Source organism: Enterococcus sp. E4-223 (genome assembly GCF_035727065.1).
In the GTDB taxonomy this organism is placed as follows: Bacteria; Bacillota; Bacilli; order Lactobacillales; family Enterococcaceae; genus Enterococcus_B; species Enterococcus_B faecium.
This window is the reverse complement of record NZ_JAPMLH010000012.1, coordinates 1-19,929: the sequence shown is the minus strand read 5'-3', so window position 1 is coordinate 19,929 and position 19,929 is coordinate 1. Positions and strand designations below refer to the sequence as shown.

Below are 19,929 nucleotides of genomic sequence, written 5' to 3'. Positions count from 1 at the left end.
GATCTTGTAAAATACGGGAAGCTATTCTTCAAAATCGCTTCTTGTTGCTCTTGCCAACTCCGAGTCACGAGTTACACTATTCAACAAATATGAGAAGCTGTTTTTTGAATTTGTTTCTTGTGACTCGGAGCTGAACGTCAGGCTCACAATCTCTCTTCTTTAATCTCCTTGTTCTACTTGCGATAGTTGCTGAACGAATTGCCATGTTTCCCCGTTATCAGTTGAACGGAAGAGGCAGGCAAACATTTTCCCTGCATCGATTGGTCCTTTTTTCAACAAATAAAATTTTGTCTCTAACGTATTCGCGCTTATTTGAGTAACTTCATTTGGTGATTGAAAAAGATCTATCCCCCCTGTCTGATAGTTTTCCGGAATCGACAGAACTGATTCTTTGAATGAGCGTCCTCCGTTATTTGTATAAAACAAACTTTCACGTGTCGAAACAAAACCTAAAGAAGTTGTAACGAAGCTGACATTTTGTACTGGCTGATTGATCATTGTACTTCCACTTTTTATCCAAGTGATTCCGCCATCCATAGTAGTGTAAATGTACAAAGTTTCTGCAGACATCCCACTGGCTGATGTACAGATAAATAGACCATCGTTGCCATAAAATACCGCTTTTCGATAACGTATCGGCTGAACTGATTGAGTGATAATAGACGTTTGCCATGTTTTACCATTATCTCTTGAAGTCAGCAGACGTACATCATCCCCAGAAGAATAGATAAACCATGAGAAATCGGCGGAAATATCATATGTGTTGTCCATCCAATAACCTTCAGGAATCAGCCCCGTTGTCAGGGTGTATTCGCCAAAACGCAACCATTGCGAATCAATCGGCACAAATACCCAATTAGCACCACTATCTGTTGTCATATAGAGAGAGTGCGTCTCTGTATCAAGTTTGAGATCATTTATCTTTTGTGTTGTCAAATTTACCTTTTGCTTAGGATCAGCTAACAACCCTTCATTTGTCTTTTGTATATGCGTATCGTTAGTTGAGTTCATTGTCATGTGAGAAGCAGCATTTATATGAGAAGACATTTTTGGCTGAGTGTATCTCCCATAATAGATTGTTCCAGCTAAAAGAATGAGGAAAAAACCAGTGACTAATGTACTCATCTTAGTTGTCAGGTATCCACCAGGCGAAGACTGGCTTTTTTCCCATCTGGGTTCGTTTTCTAGTAAAAAAATATGGAATGTGTTCATTCCGAATTTTGATTTGCTTTCGCCTAAGTAGACAGGTAAATCATCAAGTGATCTCAGCAATAACTGGCAATCACTTTTTTGTATCCTAAAAGATTGGCTCGTCGAAGTCTTCTCAAAATAAAGATAGTCATCATCTTGAGAAGTTGGTTTATTATGTAAAAACTGTTGTGCTCTTTGACTAAGCCATTGATCGAAATGACGCGACAATTGATGGTAACGGAGCCAAATAAGTAGAAGAAAAACAATAAGCACAACAATTGTTATTCCGCCAACTCCCCACGAAAAGTGATACAAATTATTTAATTTTTGCATCCCTTCAGCTGAACGGACTACTGCACTCATATGGCGATATAGGAACGATACAGCTCCGAAAAAAAGCAAACCAGAGAAAAATACTAAGCTTAAAAGCTTGAACATTATTCTTTTCGCTCTTTTTTTCGCTTTCTCGATAATTTTTTGTTTAGCTGATAATACTTCGATAATAAATAGTTCTTGATTCATTTGTCTCTCCTTTTCTCATACTTCATTCATTGTGCGTCAAAATCCATACAATCACTAGTCCCACTAATAAAAAATTTATGAATTTGGTATGTACTCTCAATTTCAGGTAGTGTATACATCAAAAAATACTAAGATTAATAGACAAAAATTTGATGATTACAGAGATCTCTTACAAGACCATTCAGAAGAAAAAGACATTGAACGTGTTTGAGAACATGAAAATCAAAACCTTTTTGATCAATCAATTAATCAATTTGAAATAACAAAAAATCTGAGACAGAATGAAGTTCATTCTGGCCCAGATTTGATTTTGCACAACTCATCAGTCCTTATTGACAAAGAGCCAATTAATTAGCAACGATATTGACTAACTTGTTTGGTACCGCAATAACTTTTCTGACTGTTTTGCCTTCAATGTATTCTTGCACTATTTCATTGGCTAATGCTGCTTTTTCTAGCTCATCTTTTCCTAAGTCTTGGGGAACATTGCTTTTCGCACGAACTTTACCGTTTACTTGGAAAACAACTTCTACTTCGTCTTCAACAAGTGCTGCTTCATCGTATGTTGGCCATGGTGCGTAAGAAATACCACCATCATTTCCAAGGATTGCCCATAGTTCTTCACCCATGTGAGGAGCAATCGGTGCGAGTAGTTGAACAAATCCTTCGATATATTCATAAGGCAGAGCGTCCACTTTATAGGCTTCATTGATAAAGACCATCAATTGGGAGATTGCTGTATTGAAATGAAGATTTTCATAGTCTTCTGTCACTTTTTTCACTGTTTGATGATACACTTTATCAAGCTTGCCATCATTCAATGTAGTGATACGGTCACGCATTTTATTGTTCTCATCAACGATCAAACGCCATACACGATCCAAGAATTTACGGCTTCCTTCTAAGCCATTTTCGCTCCAAGCAATCGAAGCATCTAATGGCCCCATGAACATTTCGTACATGCGCAGTGTATCTGCACCGTAAGTTTCGACCACATCATCAGGATTGACTACATTACCACGAGATTTTGACATTTTTTCGTTGTTTTCGCCTAAGATCATTCCTTGATTGTATAGTTTTTGGAATGGTTCTTTTGTAGGAACAACACCGATATCGTATAAGAATTTATGCCAGAATCGTGCATATAGTAAATGAAGTACCGCATGTTCTGCTCCACCAATGTAGATGTCAACTGGTAGCCAACGCTTCAACTTTTCATAATCTGCTAGTTCTTTTTTGTTATGAGGGTCGATATAACGCAGGTAATACCATGAGCTTCCTGCCCATTGTGGCATTGTATTCGTTTCGCGACGGCCTTTTTTACCTGTTACAGGATCAACGACATTGACCCACTCCTCGATATTTGCTAATGGAGATTCTCCAGTACCGCTTGGCTTGATGTTTTTTGTCTTAGGCAACCGTAATGGTAGCTCTTCTTCTGGGACAGCTGTGACTGTTCCGTCCTCCCAATGGATGATTGGGATTGGTTCACCCCAGTAACGTTGACGGGAGAATAGCCAGTCACGTAAGCGATAGCTGACTTCTTTTTTCCCTACGCCATTTTCTTCTAGCCATTCATTCATTTTATCGATTGCTTCTTGTTTGTTCATGCCGTCTAGAAATTCAGAGTTGATGTGCGTACCATCTTCTGTGTAAGCAACTTTTTCAACATCTCCACCTTCGATAACTGGAAGAATCTCTAGTCCGAAAGTTTGAGCGAATTCAAAGTCACGTTCATCATGTGCTGGAACAGCCATGATGGCTCCTGTGCCGTATGAAGATAATACATAATCGGCGATCCAGATTGGGATTTCCTTGCCATTAACTGGATTGATTGCATAAGCACCAGTAAATACTCCTGTTTTTTCTTTTGCAAGATCTGTTCTCTTTAGATCTGATTTTTTAGCTGTCTCTTCGATATAAGCTTCTACAGCAGCTTTTTGTTCAGGGGTCGTAATTTCTCTAACAAGATCTAGTTCAGGTGCAAGAACCGAGTAAGTTGCACCGAATAGAGTATCTGGTCGTGTCGTAAATACGGTATAGGATTTATCCGTACCAGCCACTTTAAATTCAATATTTGCTCCTACTGAACGACCGATCCAATTTCTTTGCATTTCTTTAATGCTTTCTGGCCAGTCAACTAATTCTAGATCATCCAATAAGCGATCAGCATAAGCAGTGATTTTCAGCATCCATTGGCGCATTGGTTTTCTGACTACATCATAGCCACCACGTTCACTTTTCCCATCGATCACTTCTTCATTTGAAATAACTGTTCCTAATTCAGGTACCCAGTTTACCGCTACTTCTGCTTCATAAGCTAGACCTTTTTCATAAAGCTTCGTAAAGATCCATTGTGTCCATTTATAATACTCCGGATCAGTTGTATTCACTTCGCGATTCCAGTCATAACTAAATCCTAAAGAATTGATTTGGCGTCGGAATGTTTCGATATTTTTTTGGGTAAACTCAGCCGGATCGTTTCCTGTATCTAGCGCATATTGTTCAGCAGGCAGACCGAATGCATCCCACCCCATTGGATGCAGTACGTTGTATCCTTGACTTCTTTTCACACGTGAAAGGATATCCGTTGCCGTATAACCTTCAGGATGCCCTACATGTAGCCCTTGACCGGATGGATAGGGAAACATATCCAGTGCGTAAAATTTTGGCTTTTCAGGATCATCATGGGTGTTGAAAGTATTCGTTTTTGCCCAGTATTTTTGCCATTTTTTCTCAATTTCTTTATGATTGTAACTCATTTGCTGTCCTCCTGTTCTATTGAAAACACTTGTTTCTATTATAAATATAACGAAAAAACCGGCAGAATCTGTTTATTTTTATTTCCTTTTGCTTTGGTTTCTCAAACTTCACAAAAGAAATAAAAAAATCCTATAAAAAGATTGCTCTTTTTATAGGACGTAATCTACGCGGTACCACCTAATTTTACCTTAGTGAAAAGGCCTCGAACGTTGTAACGGCCGTCACCGCCGCTTGCTTACTCGGGTATTCAGCAAGGGCAACTCAAAGGCGAGTTCAAAAGCATCCGTGCACATTCTCACCAGCCATGCGCTCTCTGAAACTTCAGTCTTTTTACTACTTCCTTTTCAAGTGTTGTCATATTTAAGTAGCCTTATAGTAACAAATATTTTTGTGGAATTCAATCGTTATTTCTTCGAAAAGCTATTTTATTTAGCTACAATCAATGTTTGACCTGGATAAATAAAGTTGTTCTTAATATTGTTCCATTCGATTAGTTGAGCCATTGTAATTCCATGACTGTCAGCAACACTCCAAACAGATTCTCCAGATTTCACAGTATAGGTTTTCGAACCAGTAACTGATTGTTGGTTTGTTGATTGAGATGAACCTTTCTTCACAATCACTTGCTGTCCTGGATAGATAAAATTATTTTTGATATTATTCCATTCGATTAACTGATCCATCGTGATATGATGTTTGTTCGCTACGCTCCAAACTGACTCGCCCGCTTTCACGGTATACATCGTATTACCAGTGGATGATGTACTTGTCGTAGCAGACGTATTCGGTGTATTTGGTTTCGCTGCAGAAGTAGTTGAACCTGTATTTGTATTTGCCGAAGTTCCACCTTTAACGATCAATTGCTGTCCTGGATAAATGAAGTTGTTTTTGATATTATTCCATTCGATTAACTGATCCATCGTGATATGATGTTTGTTCGCTACGCTCCAAACTGACTCGCCCGCTTTCACGGTATACATCGTATTACCAGTGGATGATGTACTTGTCGTAGCAGACGTATTCGGTGTATTTGGTTTCGCTGCAGAAGTAGTTGAACCTGTATTTGTATTTGCCGAAGTTCCACCTTTAACGATCAATTGCTGTCCTGGATAAATGAAGTTGTTTTTGATATTATTCCATTCGATTAACTGATCCATCGTGATGCCGTTTTTATTTGCCACGCTCCAAACAGATTCACCTGCTTTCACGGTATAAGTGCCTTGAGACGAACTGCTGCCAGTATTAACTGAACTGCTGTTATTTGTATTGGTTGACGAACCTGTATTACCTGACGTGCTGTTTGTTGATCCACTGTTTGAAACAGTCAGTTGTTGTCCTGGGTAGATAAAGTTATTTTGGATATTGTTCCATTGGATTAGCTGAGCCATCGTAATTCCGTATTTATTTGAGACGCTCCAAACAGAGTCTCCGGCTTTAACTGTATATTTCGTTCCTGAAGCTGTATTAGAAGAACTTGAGCTGGACGAACTAGAGCCACTTGTATTCCCAGTATTTGAGCCAGTATTTGCTCCAGCATTAGAAGAACCGCCATTTGATACGATTAGCTGTTGTCCTGGATAAACGAAATTGTTCTTGATATTGTTCCATTCAATCAATTGAGCCATCGTAATTCCGTGATCATTTGAGATCTTCCAAACAGAATCACCAGATTGAACAGTGTATTTCGCACCAGTTGTTTGTCCTCCGTTTGATGTACCAGCATTTCCTGAAGAATTGGTATTGTTACCGGAATTATTCGTCGAAGAGCCATTTTCCTGGCTACCTTTGATTGTCAGTTTTTGTCCTGGATAAATGAAATTGTTTTGGATGTTGTTCCATTGGATCAATTGATCCATTGTGATACCGAATTTATTTGAGATTCCCCAAACAGAATCACCAGATTGGACAGTATAAGTGGTCGAAGTTGCTGAACCTGAGTTTGTATTACCAGAATTGCTTGAACCGCCAGTACTACCTGTACTTCCAGTATTATTGCCACCTGTAGTCGCTCCACCGCCTGCGTTTCCGCTAGCTGGTGTATCATATTGGGTCAATCCGTAAGTTGCGATGATATTATTTAATTTGCCTGCGTAACCAGGATCAGTCGCATAACGCCCTGTCAAACAAGCTGTCGCATCTGTATAGGATTTCGTGTTGCTCTTCCAAGTACCGGCATAGTAATAACCGTTGCCAAATGAAGTATTTCTAAGTACATAGGCATTGTCATTGAAAGATTCAGCAAAAGAAGGATATTGTCGGAAAGGCTCCTTTTTATTTACCCATTGATTATTTAAAAATTCAAGCGTATCCATGTAGACGGTTTGTCCTTGATAGCTGCCTTTTATCCCAAAAAGATTATAATAAGGTGCTTGAGATAACGCACTACTGCCCCAACCGCTTTCTACAACTGCTTGTGCGATCATCACTGATGCATATAGATCGTTGGCTTGAGCGATTGGTTGAGCATAAGTAGCAATTTCTGTGATAAATGCCGCTGTATTGATTCTTGCGCCGAACTGAACAGGTGTTTCATCCGCTTGAACAGGAACCGGCTGTACTAATGGGGCAGCGACAGAACAGCCTACCATCGCAGTTCCCACGATTGCTGCCCCTCGTTTTGCTTTTCGAAAACGTTTGGTCTGTTCTAAACGTCTCCGTTCTTTTCTTGCAATGTTTTCCATCTTCTATCCTCCAACTTCAATTTATCTATTATTAATAATTATAACTTCTCTTAATATTTATTAAAAGTTATTTAAGAGCTTTGTTGTTTTTTGTAATCATATTGTAATTTACCGTAATGAACAACTTCTGTTCATTTTCAAGTTCTTCCTACGTCTACGTTCTTGTTTAAAAGGATTTCGAAAAACACTGATTTTATTTCCTTAACATTTCATTTGCATTACCAAAAAATGTCTTTCCGATTACAGTTATTTTTTTATAAGAATATTGGTTATTCAAAGAGGAATCATACATTGGTTTTATCTCTTTACCGTTTTTTTCGCTGGACCAAAAATGCTATAATAAGTCATTGCTTCAAAGGAGGAATTGTATGAAATATAAAACATCATTTCAGGTGGCTGGTAGCTTCTTTCTTGTCCTGTTTTTCATTTCGGGCTGGATCGTAAAGTTCCATCTGTCGTGGCTTTCTGGTTTCGATCAGTGGTTTACAGGCATTGTCAGAGCTTCTTATCCTGATCTGAACAGCTACCAACTCTTTATGACTAAATTCGGTAATCCTCTTACCGTCATCATTTTATTTGCTTGTGCGGCTTTATGGATGTGGTATAAGAAAAAAAGGGCAGAAACATTTTGGTTCGTTTCTGGATTTATTGTAATTGCTGGAATCATCAACCCGGTGATCAAACTATTTTTCATGCGAGAGCGTCCTTCATTGGCGCACTTAGTAGTTGAAACAAGTTACAGTTTCCCTAGTGGACATGCAGCAGGCAGTATGATTCTTTACGGTTCTTTACTATTTCTGCTTCCAGCTTTTGTTCAAAAAAGAACCTTACGCACATTGCTTCAATTGCTGATGGTGTTTATTATAGTAAGTGTCGGGATAAGCCGCATTTATCTGGGCGTTCATTTTCCTACTGATATCATCGGCGGCTACTTACTCAGTCTTTCTTGGCTGTGCCTGACTTATCCAGTGTATAGAGAAAAAAGAAAACAAATAGATAACTCTTACAGAAAGAAGGACTTTTAATGACTTTTCCTTATTCAGAAGGAAATAAAAGATATCATTCTTGGAATTACGCTTTACGAAATGAGTTTGGCGGGAAAATTTTCAAGGTGCCTATCGATGGAGGGTTCGACTGCCCGAATCGAGATGGGACTGTTGCCCATGGCGGATGTACTTTTTGCAGTGTATCTGGTTCGGGTGACATGATCGTTGCACCTGAAGACCCTCTTCCAATCCAATTCCAGAAAGAAATCGACATGATGCATCAAAAATGGCCTCATGTCCAACAATACATCGTTTATTTCCAAAATTTTACAAACACCCATGCGCCAGTTGAAATAATTAAAGAACGATTTGAGCAAGTAGTCAATTTACCAGGTGTCGTAGGATTATCAGTCGGTACACGACCGGATTGTCTGCCAGATGAAGTAGTTGATTACCTTGCTGAACTGAACGAGCGGATGTATTTATGGGTAGAACTTGGATTGCAAACAACTTTTGAAGAAACTTCAAAACTGATCAACCGAGCACATGATTATCAAACTTATTTAGATGGCGTGGCTAAATTACGCAAACATAATATCCGTGTTTGTACGCATTTGATCAACGGATTACCAGGCGAAAGTTTAGAAATGATGAAAGAAAATGTCAGACGCACCATTTTAGATTCAGATATCCAAGGAATCAAGCTCCATTTGATGCATCTGATGCGCAAAACGAGAATGTTGCGGGACTATTATGAAGGTCGCCTTCAATTAATGAGCCGTCCTGACTATGTCAATGTCATTTGCGACCAGCTGGAAATGATACCAAAAGAGATCATCATCCATCGTTTGACAGGGGATGCGCCGTGGGATTCCTTGATTGGACCAATGTGGAGCTTGAAAAAATGGGAAGTCTTGAATGCAATTGATGAAGAACTTCTTCGCAGAGATAGCTTCCAAGGAAAATATGATGTACGGAAAAAGGTGAGCGTCTGATGTTGCAAACTGCTTTGCATTTCAGCCATACATTACTGCAAGAAATCTTGCAACCAGGGGATCACGTCGTAGATGCAACGATGGGCAATGGCCACGATACGGTTTTTCTAGCAGAACACATCGGAAAAACTGGTCATGTCTATAGTTTCGATATCCAGCAACAAGCAATCGATGCTACTCGTGAAAGGCTAGAACAGCGTCAGTTAGAAGAACGTGTCTCATTGTTTCTACAAGGTCACGAAACGTTAGGAGAAGTGATAGCTGAACAACAAAATCTCAAAGCAGGGATTTTCAATCTAGGGTATCTCCCAAAAAGTGATAAAGCAATCATCACTATGCCAGAGACTACACGCACAGCTATGGAAGAAATATTGAAACGACTTGTGCCTCGCGGACGATTGATCCTTGTCGTCTACTATGGTCATGAAGGTGGAGAAAAAGAACTGGATATGGTTGATTCTTTTTGTTCCAAACTGCCACAGGAAACATACAATGTGCTGAATTATCGGTTTATCAACCAAAAGAACCAGCCGCCTATTTTATATTGTATTGAGAAAAAAAGATAAATAAAAAACGCAAAACATAAATGATATGTTTTGCGTTTTTTTCTCTAATACTCAGGTTAGAGCGTTGATTTCACAATCTCTTTATTCACGGTGCTCAAAAGCTTATATCTGCGGTAATAAGTCCAACCAAATCAAAAACATGAGAAGCTGTTTTTGATTGGCTGTTCTTATTACTTGATGCAGGACAGCTTTTTCACAACCTCTTTATTCAAATACAAATTGATTATGATAAAGTTCCGCATAAAATCCATTTTCTGCTAATAACTCGTGATGACTGCCTTCTTCAATGACTTCCCCATCACGCAAGACAACGATTCTATCTGCATTCAAGATTGTTTTCAGCCGGTGAGCAATCACAAAGCTGGTTCTTCCTTTGATTGCTTCATCCATTGCTTTTTGGATCCTTGCTTCTGTTACCGTGTCTACATTACTTGTTGCTTCATCCAAAATCAATAAAGATGGATTTGTGATGATCGTTCGAGCAATACTGATCAACTGCTTTTGACCGGTACTGAATAAGTTATTTTCTTCGGATATCTCTGTATCATAACCTTTTTCTAACGTCATGATGAAGTCATGAATATTCGCTTGTTTTGCTGCATTGATGACTTCTTCATCTGAAGCGTCCGGTTTGCCGAATGTGATATTGTCTTTGATCGTTCCGGAGAACAATACAGATTCTTGCAAAACGATTCCTACATGTCTACGTAATGCATCAAGATCATAATCTCGGATATCTATTCCATCGATGACTACTGAACCATCATTGACATCGTAAAAACGGTTTAGCAGATTCATGATCGTCGTTTTCCCCGATCCTGTTGGACCAACAAGAGCAACCATTTCTCCTTTGTCCACATTAATCGAGACATCTTTCAAGACTAGTTTTTCTGGAGAATAACCAAAATCTACGTGCTGCAACGCAAGACCTTTTTCAACACCATCAAATGCTTTACCGTTTTCTGGTTTGACTTCATCTTTTTCATCAAACATTTCATTCAATCGTCTTGCCCCTGTAATCGCTAATTGGATCATGCTGTATCCAGATGAAATCTGCATCAGTGGTTGGTAATATTGTTGTGAATACTGGACGAATGTCACAACTAAGCCTAATGCCACCGAACGTTCCAAATCACCATTTAATGCTAACCAGCCGCCGAAAAAGATAACTATCGCTGTATTGACCAGTGACATTCCTTGCATCATCGGAAATAGTAGACCAGAATAAGCTTGTCCTTTGAAGGTTGCTTCGCGAACACTTTGATTATGCTCTAAGAATCCTTCAATCGTTTCTTCTTGTAAGCCATTTGTGATGATGACACGTTGTCCGCTGATTTTTTCATCCATATAACCATTTAGTTTCCCCACTTCATCTTGCTGAAGATCCACATATTTCCGTGCTTTGCGGATAATCAAGACAGCTATCAAAACGGCTACTGGAGTGGAAGCAATTGTAGCCCAAGCTAACTCTACATTTTGGCGGAACATCATGATCAAGATCCCGACAAGTAAAACAGCATTCGTGATGACTTGAAGCAAAGCTTGGTTCAAACTATTTTGAATATTATCTAAGTCACTGGTAAAACGACTTAAAATTTCACCGTCTTGATGAGAATCAAAGAAACGGATCGTCAATTTTTCCAATTTGTTGAATAGACCGATACGCATTCGGTTCGTTGACTTCCCTACTACTTGTGTGAACAAAATACTATAGATAAAGTTGGCTGCACTAGCTAGTACATAAAACAGCAAGAGTTTCCATATTACAGAAACAAATTTGCTTTTATCGTCTACGCCTTGCATCAAGCCTCTTACGTAATTAGCTAATTCTTGAAAAGCTTCCCCGATGTATTGAGGTGCCTTTACTTGTAGATAGGTAGCAATGATCACTGTGATAAAGATAAAGAAAAAGGAGAGTTTGTACCGCTTCAAATAGTGATAGAAAAATTTACTTGCTTTTATTAGATCAGTCATACTTACTCCTCCGTTCCTTTTTGAGTTTCAAAGATTTCCTGATAGACACGGTTTCCAGCTACCAATTCCTCATGGGTTCCTTCGCCGACTAATCTGCCTTCATCCAATACTAAGATGCGGTCTGCTTTGACAACAGAAGCAATTTTTTGTGCGATGACAATCGTCGTTGTTCCCTTCAAATCTCGATCGAGTGCTTCTCGGACCAGCTTTTCAGAGCGAGCATCCAGTGCACTCGTACTGTCATCTAGGATCAAGATCTTTGGATTACCGATAACGCCACGAGTAATGGATAAACGTTGCTTTTGACCACCAGAAAAGTTACTGCTACGTTCTTCTACTGGTGCTTCGTAACGATCAGATAACTTTTCGATGAATTCTTTTGCTTGAGCAATAGAAGAAGCATGTTCCATCTCTTTTTCTGTTGCATTCTTTTTCCCTTGACGCAAGTTTTGAGCAATCGTTCCTGAGAATAAAATTGCTTTTTGCAAAACAAAGGAAACCGTTTGTCTTAAACTCTTTTCATTTACTTGACGAAGATCTACACCACCTACTTCAACTTTGCCTTCTGTCGGATCAAATAGACGAGGGATCAATTGTGCTAGTGTTGACTTCCCGGCACCAGTCGCCCCGACGATACCAACCATTTCTCCAGGTTTGATAGAAAAGCTGATATCTTTAAGCATATCTGTATCCTCACCAGGATAACGAAAAGAAACATGGTCAAAAGTGACAGAACCCGTCAACTCTTGTTCTGGAACGTCTAAATAAGTAAGATCTGGTTCAGCATCTAAAATTTCCGCAATCCGCTTCAGCGATACGGCTGCTCTTGAAGTCATCATCATCATCATTCCGCCAATAATGATTGCCATCATAATCTGCATCAAGTAGTTCATGAATGAAGCAATTCCACCAATTAACGTAGGATCATCTTTAACAAGATCGCTCACAAAAAAGATCGCCCCAACCACAGCCAAATTGGCAGCCAGCATGAAGGACGGGATCATCACAGAAAATAATGTACCGACTATGATGTTGTGTTTTGTTAAGTCCTCACTTACTTTGCTGAATGTCTTCAATTGGTTTTCTTCCTGTACAAAAGATTTCACCACACGAATCCCTAGTAAGTTTTCTTTTGCAATGCTATTCACACGATCAATCAGTTTTTGAATGATCATGAAGTGCTTGCCCATCCTTGTAAATGAAAGTGCCGTAATCAGAAATACCGTAACGATAAGCGCTACGATGATCCACCATAATTGCGGCATCGTGATCATAGCTAAAATGAAGGCACCAATAAATAGAAATGGAATTCGAAAAAGTGATTGCAAAGAAATCATCACTAAATTTTGGATTTGCGTGATATCATTTGTTAGACGAACAACAAGATTTCCAGCAGAAAACTGTTCGATATTCCCAAATGAAAATGTCTGGATCTTTCGAAAAGCTTCCTCTCGGATGTCTGCACTTACGCCTTGAGCTACTTTCGCAGAGAAAATCGTGTTCGTTACACCTGCGGCTAATCCTAGCAAAGCCAGACTGATCAGGTAAATACCAATTGTTTTCATTTCATCATTATCTTCTGTAATAATAGCTTCCAATACTTGCTGTAGTAACTTAGGTTGCCATAATGCTGCTGCAACCATGACTGCTACGGACAGCAAGGAAATAAAAACAGCTACTTTATATTTTTTCGCATGTCGTAAGATTAATTTCATTCGTTGATTACACCCCTTTGTTTAAATTGACAGGACTAATTTAACACTGTAAAATTAGACCGACTAACAATTTACCATGTTTAAAAAGATAATGCAATACACGAGGTTGATAAAATGGAAATAAAGCTTTCTCAAGCAATCATCATTCAGGCCGCCTTTGATATCCTGGCTGAAACACAAGCTCTTTCGCAGCTTTCCATGCGAAACATCGCAAACAGAATTCATGTTCAAGCACCTGCTTTATATTGGTATTTCAAAAACAAACAACAGCTCTTGCAAAAAATGGCTGAAACAATGGAAGAAGAATTAGCGCTTCCAGATCCAACTTTGCCTTGGAATGAACAGTTGCTGCAGTATATGGAAAATTACTATGACCTTTATACACGTTTCCCTTGTGGGGCAGAATTAGAAATCAATACTGTGCCCGCTTTTCCGAGTCGATTAGAACATTTGGAGCAAATGATCCAATTACTTGTTCGTGAAGGATTTTCAGTCACCCAAAGTCATCAGGCCATTGCCTCTCTCCACAATTTATTGATTGGACAGTTAATGGATCAGCAGCATGAACAGCAGCTTCGACAAAAGATTATGGACGGAAATGAATTTTTGAAAGAAACAGTTCTATTTATGCGTAATTATGTAGTTGAAAATCAATTAGAGGGATTTAAAGAAAGTATGCAGTCCCATGCAGAATTGAATGAAAAAGCACTCTTTCTAACGAGTGCACAAACCTATATTGAAGGCTTATGCCAACAAAATAAAAGAAGAGAAAACGAGCAGTAAAAAAGCTCCTATAGAGATCACTATGTTTGTGATCTCTATAGGAGCTATCTTTTTAAGACTCTTTTTTTATTTTTCTTCCATTAGCCACGCCAATGCACGTTGAATCCATTGGTCCCAGAAGATCCAGTTATGATCGCCAGGTCCTTGTTCAAAGGTGACCGCCAAGCCTTGTTCCTGCATAGCAGATACCATTTCCTGATTTGCCTGATAAAGAAAATCAGATTCCCCACAAGCCATATAAAATCTTGGAACTGGTTTTCCGCTTTTTACTAGTTCTTTCAATAAGTATTGCGGATCATTTTTTGAACCTTCGATTTGATCCAATGGTCCAAAGATCCCTTCCCAAAAAGCTGCTTTACGAACCATCAAAAGATCATCCATTCGATTTCCTACAGAAACAGCGCCTGAAAGAGAGATTACTGCTGCGAAATTTTCTGATTTTGCAAGGCCTAGTTTTAACGCGCCATATCCGCCCATCGATAATCCAGCGGCATATGTTTTTTCTCTTTTTCTTGTTAATTGCGGGAATAATTCATGACAAATCTCAGGTAGCTCTTCTGCAATGAATGTCCAATACTTCATGTCATAAACTGTATCTGTGTACCAGCCAAGATCAGTAGATGGCATGATGACAGCTAATCCGTAGTCTGCTACATAACGTTCAATCGACGTACGTCTTTCCCATACACTATGATTGCCACCCATTCCATGAAGTAAATATAAAACAGGTATATCCGTTGTCTCTTGCTCTGAACTGGTGCCAATCACCTTTTTTGTTGTTTGCGGTAGTATCACATTTAGATTGACTTCCATTTCTAACACATTCGAATAAATATTTGCTTGAATAAATGCCATATTTTCGCCTTCCTTAGTAAGAAGTTATTTTTGAATAACTTTAAATTTGAATGATTCGGCTACGTACATATCTTAACCGAAACTACTGTTTTATTTTACCACTTTTTTCATGAACGAAAAGCGTTAAGACCAAAGCAATGATCACGAGTAACAAGCCAACTAGATAAACGGAATGTAACCCATCATAAAGAATTTTTCTTAATGGTAACAAAATATCCGCATCAATATATTTAGCCGTTTGTGGATTCACCAGTTTATTCATGATATCTGCATCATTTGTTAAATTTGCTGCTGCAAGTTCTCGTTTAGTTACCCCATTTATCAATAAACCAAAAATAGAAACCATGACTGTTTGACCAATTGTTCGAACTAACGTATTAAAAGAAGTTGCTACACCAAGCTGGTCACGAGATACACTATTTTGTGCACTGACAGTCGAGGTAGTCATGGTCACACCTAAGCCTATACCGATGACCGTTGATATAGCAAAAAACCATAAATAGTTACTTCTGAAAGGCATAAGATACAACCAAGCGCCCCCAATAGCTGCGATTAGTAGTCCAATTCTCAAGACCCAATGAGTTTTCATTTGAGTCATCCACTTGCTTGCAAGGAAAGAACCGACCATCCAGACTAGTGATAATGGTGCTAATACCAACCCACCAATTGCTGCATTCAGTCCTAATACACCTTGCATCCACATAGGAATATAAACATCGATTCCCATCAAAAAACCACTAGCCAATGCTGCAGCCAAGTTTACCACAACAAATAGTGGATTTTTGAATAAATGCATCATGATGACAGGATCTTTAGCTCTTTTTTCAGCAAAAATAAAAACGCCCAACAGTACGATACTGCCTAGCAACAAAGCAGAAACAAGCGGACTCATTCCCTCGTCTCCTAATAATTGGAACCCTAACAGCAATGAGACCAGCATAGCCATCAAACTAAAACTACCAAAAATATCCATTGGTTTAGACTCATGCATGATTTTTGGTTCATTTAAATATAGCCAAATCAAAATAATTAATAGAATACCGATCGGCACATTGATAAAAAAGATCCAGTGCCAGCTGATCGTTTCAACGATGAATCCTCCCGCAAGCGGTCCAAAAACACTGGCAATCCCCCAGGCTGAACTATTCAAACCTAAAACTTTTGCTCGCTTTTCAATAGAATAAAGATCGCCGATGATCGTCAAAGCTACTGGCATCATTGCCCCAGCACCCATCCCTTGAATCGCACGAGCAGCAATCAACCCAATCATGCTTTGAGATAAACCGCAAAATAACGAACCGATAATAAACAATAATGTCCCAAAAATAAAGATTGGTTTCCGTCCCACTTTATCCGCAAGTTTTCCGTAAATCGGAGTAAGCATAGCGTTTGTCAGTAAATAAATCGAAAATACCCAGTTCATGATTTCCATTCCATGTAATGAACCGACAATCGTTGGCATAGCGGTTGTTACGATTGTACCTTCAATAGCCGTCATGAACGTTGCAATGAAAATACTCACTGTGACCAAAGTAACATTTGTTTCTTTTTTCATCTTATTCCTCCCTTTCATTATGACAGGATCTAAAAATAGATAAATAATTACTATCTTTTTCAAGAGGTTAACTGCCATAAAAAAAGCTGGAACAACCACCACTTGGCGATCGTTCCAGCTGAATATAACTTATTTTGCTAAACTTGCTTTCAACGCATCTACTTTGTCCGTATGTTCCCAAGGCAAATCTACATCTGTACGACCAAAATGACCGTAAGCAGCTGTTTGTTTGTAAATCGGACGACGCAAATCAAGCATCTCGATGATTCCTGCTGGCCGAAGATCGAAGTTTTCTCTCACTGCAGCAATCAGTTCTTCTTCCGGAACCGTTCCAGTACCGAAAGTATTGATTGAGATCGAAACAGGTTGAGCAACACCAATCGCATAAGCTAGCTGTACTTCTGCTTTGCGAGCAAGCCCTGCTGCAACAATGTTTTTAGCAATATAACGTGCAGCATAGCTGGCAGAACGGTCAACTTTTGTCGCATCTTTACCAGAAAAAGCACCGCCACCATGACGAGCATAACCGCCATACGTATCAACAATGATTTTTCTTCCTGTTAATCCGGCATCCCCTTGAGGACCACCAATGACAAATCGGCCAGTCGGATTGATATAATATTTCGTTTGATCATCTAATAATTCAGCTGGAATAACTTCCTTCACTACTTTTTCGATGACATCATGACGAATTGTTTCATTATCTACTGCATCATCATGCTGTGTTGAAATAACGATTGTATCTACGCGTTCCGGTTGTCCTTGATCATCATATTCAACCGTTACTTGAGATTTTGCATCTGGACGTAAATACGTTAATTCATTTGATTTACGCAAATCTGCCAAGCGGCGTACCAGACGATGACTCAAAGCAATTGGTAAAGGCATCAATTCTGGTGTTTCATCTACAGCAAACCCAAACATTAAACCTTGGTCGCCAGCACCAATCTCATCTAATACGTCTTTTTTATCTTCATCCCGGATCTCAAGTGCTTCATCAACTCCTTGAGCAATATCAGGAGATTGTTCATCAATCGCAACCAATACAGCTGCTGTATCTCCATCAAATCCGAATTTTGCACGTGTATAACCAATTTCTTTTATTGTTTCCCGTACGACTTTTTGAATATCTACATATGCCGTCGTAGATATTTCTCCAAATACTAAAACAAGACCAGTTGTTACAGACGTTTCACACGCTACTCGTGCTGTTGGATCTTGTTTTAAAATTGCATCCAAGATTGCATCACTGATTTGGTCAGCAATTTTATCTGGATGTCCTTCAGAAACAGATTCTGATGTAAATAAGTGTCTTTCTACCATTATAATGATTCCCCCTAGTTAAATTCGGTTACAAGGCATCTCCGTCCTGCGGATCCTTTCGGGAACTTGCAACGAACCAAGTATAGCAGATAAAACAGTTTTCTGCTCGTATTTTTTCATTTTTTTGCTTAAAAAATATAAAAATATTTTACATTAGAACTGTCCAAAAAAGCTTAGCACAATCATCCATAAAGATAACTCTGCTAAGCTTTTTAAAATCATTCTTTCAGATAAAAAGAAAAAGATACTCAAAAAGTATCTTCCATGACCCGTACGGGATTCGAACCCGTGTTACCGCCGTGAAAGGGCGGTGTCTTAACCGCTTGACCAACGGGCCAATAAAATAAATGGGCCTAAATGGACTCGAACCATCGACCTCACGCTTATCAGGCGTGCGCTCTAACCAGCTGAGCTATAGGCCCATAAAAACTAAAAGCGGGTGACGAGAATCGAACTCGCGACAACAGCTTGGAAGGCTGTGGTTTTACCACTAAACTACACCCGCATAATGGCGCGGGACAGAATCGAACTGCCGACACATGGAGCTTCAATCCATTGCTCTACCAACTGAGCTACCGAGCCAAACGGTTCCGACGGGAATCGAACCCGCGATCTCCTGCGTGACAGGCAGGCATGTTAACCCCTACACCACGGAACCAATGTTTTTAGTTTTTAATTGCGGGAGCAGGATTTGAACCTACGACCTTCGGGTTATGAGCCCGACGAGCTACCAGACTGCTCCATCCCGCGATAATATGAAAAAGGAGGATAAGGGATTCGAACCCTTGCACGGTTTTACCCGCCTGACGGTTTTCAAGACCGTTCCCTTCAGCCGGACTTGGGTAATCCTCCATGTAAAACTATATTAAATTAATGACCCGTACGGGATTCGAACCCGTGTTACCGCCGTGAAAGGGCGGTGTCTTAACCGCTTGACCAACGGGCCAGGTAAAACAAAATATTGAAACGGAGAAGGAGGGATTTGAACCCTCGCGCCGGTTTCCCGACCTACACCCTTAGCAGGGGCGCCTCTTCAGCCACTTGAGTACTTCCCCAAAACCAATAAGATTTTGTACTAATGGGCCTAAATGGACTCGAACCATCGACCTCACGCTTATCAGGCGTGCGCTCTAACCAGCTGAGCTATAGGCCCATAAAAAACTAAAAGCGGGTGACGAGAATCGAACTCGCGACAACAGCTTGGAAGGCTGTGGTTTTACCACTAAACTACACCCGCATGGCGGTTCCGACGGGAATCGAACCCGCGATCTCCTGCGTGACAGGCAGGCATGTTAACCCCTACACCACGGAACCAATGTTTTTAGTTTTTAATTGCGGGAGCAGGATTTGAACCTACGACCTTCGGGTTATGAGCCCGACGAGCTACCAGACTGCTCCATCCCGCGATAATATGAAAAAGGAGGATAAGGGATTCGAACCCTTGCACGGTTTTACCCGCCTGACGGTTTTCAAGACCGTTCCCTTCAGCCGGACTTGGGTAATCCTCCATATGAAACTTACAACGCCACAATGGACCTTGTAGGACTCGAACCTACGACCGGACGGTTATGAGCCGTCTGCTCTAACCAACTGAGCTAAAGGTCCAGGCTCTTAAAAATCGCGGCGGAGGGGATCGAACCCCCGACCTCCCGGGTATGAACCGGACGCTCTAGCCAGCTGAGCTACACCGCGAAAAAGATATTCATTATTTAAATGAAATGGAGCCTAGCGGGATCGAACCGCTGACCTCCTGCGTGCAAAGCAGGCGCTCTCCCAGCTGAGCTAAGGCCCCGTGTTTAAATTTATAATTATCGGGAAGACAGGATTCGAACCTGCGACCCCTTGGTCCCAAACCAAGTGCTCTACCAAGCTGAGCTACTTCCCGTTTAATTAACGCGCCCAAGAGGAGTCGAACCCCTAACCTTTTGATCCGTAGTCAAACACTCTATCCAGTTGAGCTATGGGCGCATATTTGAAATGCCGAGGACCGGAATCGAACCGGTACGGTGATCACTCACCG

At 40.1% G+C, this 19,929-nt stretch carries 12 protein-coding genes, 19 tRNA genes, 1 riboswitch and 1 other annotated feature; of the genes, 4 read left to right on the top strand and 27 right to left on the bottom strand.

Features of this window, described 5'->3' with window-relative positions:
* Positions 1-159: 159 nt before the first annotated feature.
* The 3 genes from OS139_RS13110 to OS139_RS13100 all read right to left on the bottom strand — a co-directional run bounded on the left by OS139_RS13110 (position 160) and on the right by OS139_RS13100 (position 7,157).
* A complete protein-coding gene (locus tag OS139_RS13110; protein ID WP_002307951.1) occupies positions 160-1,713 on the bottom strand; it encodes a WD40/YVTN/BNR-like repeat-containing protein in 1,554 nt (517 codons plus the stop codon).
* A gap of 347 nt (positions 1,714-2,060) precedes the next feature.
* The gene (gene leuS, locus OS139_RS13105) at positions 2,061-4,475 is read right to left on the bottom strand and encodes a leucine--tRNA ligase (protein ID WP_002332364.1); all 2,415 of its coding nucleotides are present in this window, start codon (positions 4,473-4,475) and stop codon (positions 2,061-2,063) included.
* 150 nt (positions 4,476-4,625) lie between these two features.
* Positions 4,626-4,832: a binding site (T-box leader), on the bottom strand.
* A gap of 69 nt (positions 4,833-4,901) precedes the next feature.
* Positions 4,902-7,157, bottom strand: coding sequence for a LysM peptidoglycan-binding domain-containing protein (locus OS139_RS13100; protein ID WP_325066990.1), 2,256 nt, complete (start codon positions 7,155-7,157; stop codon positions 4,902-4,904).
* Positions 7,158-7,525: 368 nt separating this feature from the next.
* Between OS139_RS13100 and OS139_RS13095 the strand changes: the two genes are divergently transcribed.
* From OS139_RS13095 to OS139_RS13085, 3 genes are read left to right on the top strand one after another with little or no spacing between them, the layout of a single operon-like run.
* Positions 7,526-8,182 (top strand): phosphatase PAP2 family protein, encoded by a 657-nt coding sequence (locus OS139_RS13095; protein WP_002332361.1) that lies wholly within the window; start codon positions 7,526-7,528, stop codon positions 8,180-8,182.
* On the top strand, positions 8,182-9,138 hold the full coding sequence (locus OS139_RS13090; protein ID WP_002307947.1) for a TIGR01212 family radical SAM protein: 957 nt from the start codon (positions 8,182-8,184) through the stop codon (positions 9,136-9,138). Before OS139_RS13095 ends, OS139_RS13090 begins: the two co-directional genes overlap by 1 nt.
* Positions 9,138-9,704: a class I SAM-dependent methyltransferase gene (locus OS139_RS13085; RefSeq protein WP_002285906.1), complete on the top strand. Its 567-nt coding sequence runs from the start codon at positions 9,138-9,140 to the stop codon at positions 9,702-9,704. The genes OS139_RS13090 and OS139_RS13085 overlap by 1 nt, the downstream gene beginning before the upstream one ends.
* 204 nt (positions 9,705-9,908) lie before the next feature.
* Here OS139_RS13085 and OS139_RS13080 read toward each other — a convergent pair whose 3' ends face one another.
* Together OS139_RS13080 and OS139_RS13075 are read right to left on the bottom strand one after the other, a co-directional pair.
* On the bottom strand, positions 9,909-11,678 hold the full coding sequence (locus OS139_RS13080; RefSeq protein WP_002332360.1) for an ABC transporter ATP-binding protein: 1,770 nt from the start codon (positions 11,676-11,678) through the stop codon (positions 9,909-9,911).
* Between the two features lie 2 nt (positions 11,679-11,680).
* Positions 11,681-13,393, bottom strand: a complete 1,713-nt coding sequence (locus OS139_RS13075; RefSeq protein ID WP_002307945.1) for an ABC transporter ATP-binding protein — start codon at positions 13,391-13,393, stop codon at positions 11,681-11,683.
* Between the two features lie 114 nt (positions 13,394-13,507).
* Between OS139_RS13075 and OS139_RS13070 the strand changes: the two genes are divergently transcribed.
* Positions 13,508-14,176 carry a TetR family transcriptional regulator gene (locus OS139_RS13070; RefSeq protein ID WP_002285876.1) on the top strand — a complete coding sequence of 223 codons (669 nt, stop codon included), beginning with the start codon at positions 13,508-13,510 and terminating at the stop codon, positions 14,174-14,176.
* 66 nt (positions 14,177-14,242) lie between these two features.
* On the opposite strand, the gene OS139_RS13065 is transcribed toward OS139_RS13070, so the two are convergent.
* The 22 genes from OS139_RS13065 to OS139_RS12960 form a co-directional block, all read right to left on the bottom strand.
* Positions 14,243-15,031: an alpha/beta hydrolase gene (locus OS139_RS13065; RefSeq protein WP_002299077.1), complete on the bottom strand. Its 789-nt coding sequence runs from the start codon at positions 15,029-15,031 to the stop codon at positions 14,243-14,245.
* Between the two features lie 82 nt (positions 15,032-15,113).
* Positions 15,114-16,586 carry an MDR family MFS transporter gene (locus tag OS139_RS13060; protein ID WP_002307944.1) on the bottom strand — a complete coding sequence of 491 codons (1,473 nt, stop codon included), beginning with the start codon at positions 16,584-16,586 and terminating at the stop codon, positions 15,114-15,116.
* A gap of 129 nt (positions 16,587-16,715) precedes the next feature.
* A complete protein-coding gene (gene metK, locus OS139_RS13055) occupies positions 16,716-17,909 on the bottom strand; it encodes a methionine adenosyltransferase (RefSeq protein ID WP_002289731.1) in 1,194 nt (397 codons plus the stop codon).
* A riboswitch (SMK box riboswitch) is annotated at positions 17,907-17,986 on the bottom strand. It overlaps the preceding gene by 3 nt.
* Positions 17,987-18,174: 188 nt before the next feature.
* Positions 18,175-18,246, bottom strand: a tRNA-Glu gene (locus OS139_RS13050).
* Between the two features lie 11 nt (positions 18,247-18,257).
* A tRNA-Ile gene (locus OS139_RS13045) sits at positions 18,258-18,331 on the bottom strand.
* Between the two features lie 12 nt (positions 18,332-18,343).
* Positions 18,344-18,414: transfer RNA gene (locus OS139_RS13040), tRNA-Gly, on the bottom strand.
* A 4-nt stretch (positions 18,415-18,418) separates the two neighbouring features.
* Positions 18,419-18,491: transfer RNA gene (locus tag OS139_RS13035), tRNA-Phe, on the bottom strand.
* 3 nt (positions 18,492-18,494) lie between these two features.
* Positions 18,495-18,567, bottom strand: a tRNA-Asp gene (locus OS139_RS13030).
* Between the two features lie 18 nt (positions 18,568-18,585).
* Positions 18,586-18,659: transfer RNA gene (locus tag OS139_RS13025), tRNA-Met, on the bottom strand.
* Positions 18,660-18,671: 12 nt separating this feature from the next.
* A tRNA-Ser gene (locus tag OS139_RS13020) sits at positions 18,672-18,761 on the bottom strand.
* Positions 18,762-18,783: 22 nt separating this feature from the next.
* Positions 18,784-18,855, bottom strand: a tRNA-Glu gene (locus tag OS139_RS13015).
* Between the two features lie 21 nt (positions 18,856-18,876).
* Positions 18,877-18,964: transfer RNA gene (locus OS139_RS13010), tRNA-Ser, on the bottom strand.
* Between the two features lie 24 nt (positions 18,965-18,988).
* Positions 18,989-19,062: transfer RNA gene (locus OS139_RS13005), tRNA-Ile, on the bottom strand.
* 13 nt (positions 19,063-19,075) lie between these two features.
* A tRNA-Gly gene (locus tag OS139_RS13000) sits at positions 19,076-19,146 on the bottom strand.
* A 1-nt stretch (position 19,147) separates the two neighbouring features.
* Positions 19,148-19,223, bottom strand: a tRNA-Asp gene (locus tag OS139_RS12995).
* Between the two features lie 18 nt (positions 19,224-19,241).
* Positions 19,242-19,315, bottom strand: a tRNA-Met gene (locus tag OS139_RS12990).
* A 12-nt stretch (positions 19,316-19,327) separates the two neighbouring features.
* Positions 19,328-19,417, bottom strand: a tRNA-Ser gene (locus tag OS139_RS12985).
* 23 nt (positions 19,418-19,440) lie between these two features.
* Positions 19,441-19,514, bottom strand: a tRNA-Ile gene (locus OS139_RS12980).
* A 13-nt stretch (positions 19,515-19,527) separates the two neighbouring features.
* A tRNA-Met gene (locus tag OS139_RS12975) sits at positions 19,528-19,601 on the bottom strand.
* 27 nt (positions 19,602-19,628) lie between these two features.
* Positions 19,629-19,701: transfer RNA gene (locus tag OS139_RS12970), tRNA-Ala, on the bottom strand.
* A 19-nt stretch (positions 19,702-19,720) separates the two neighbouring features.
* Positions 19,721-19,794 (bottom strand) — tRNA-Pro (locus OS139_RS12965).
* 9 nt (positions 19,795-19,803) lie between these two features.
* Positions 19,804-19,877 (bottom strand) — tRNA-Arg (locus OS139_RS12960).
* Positions 19,878-19,929: the final 52 nt, after the last annotated feature.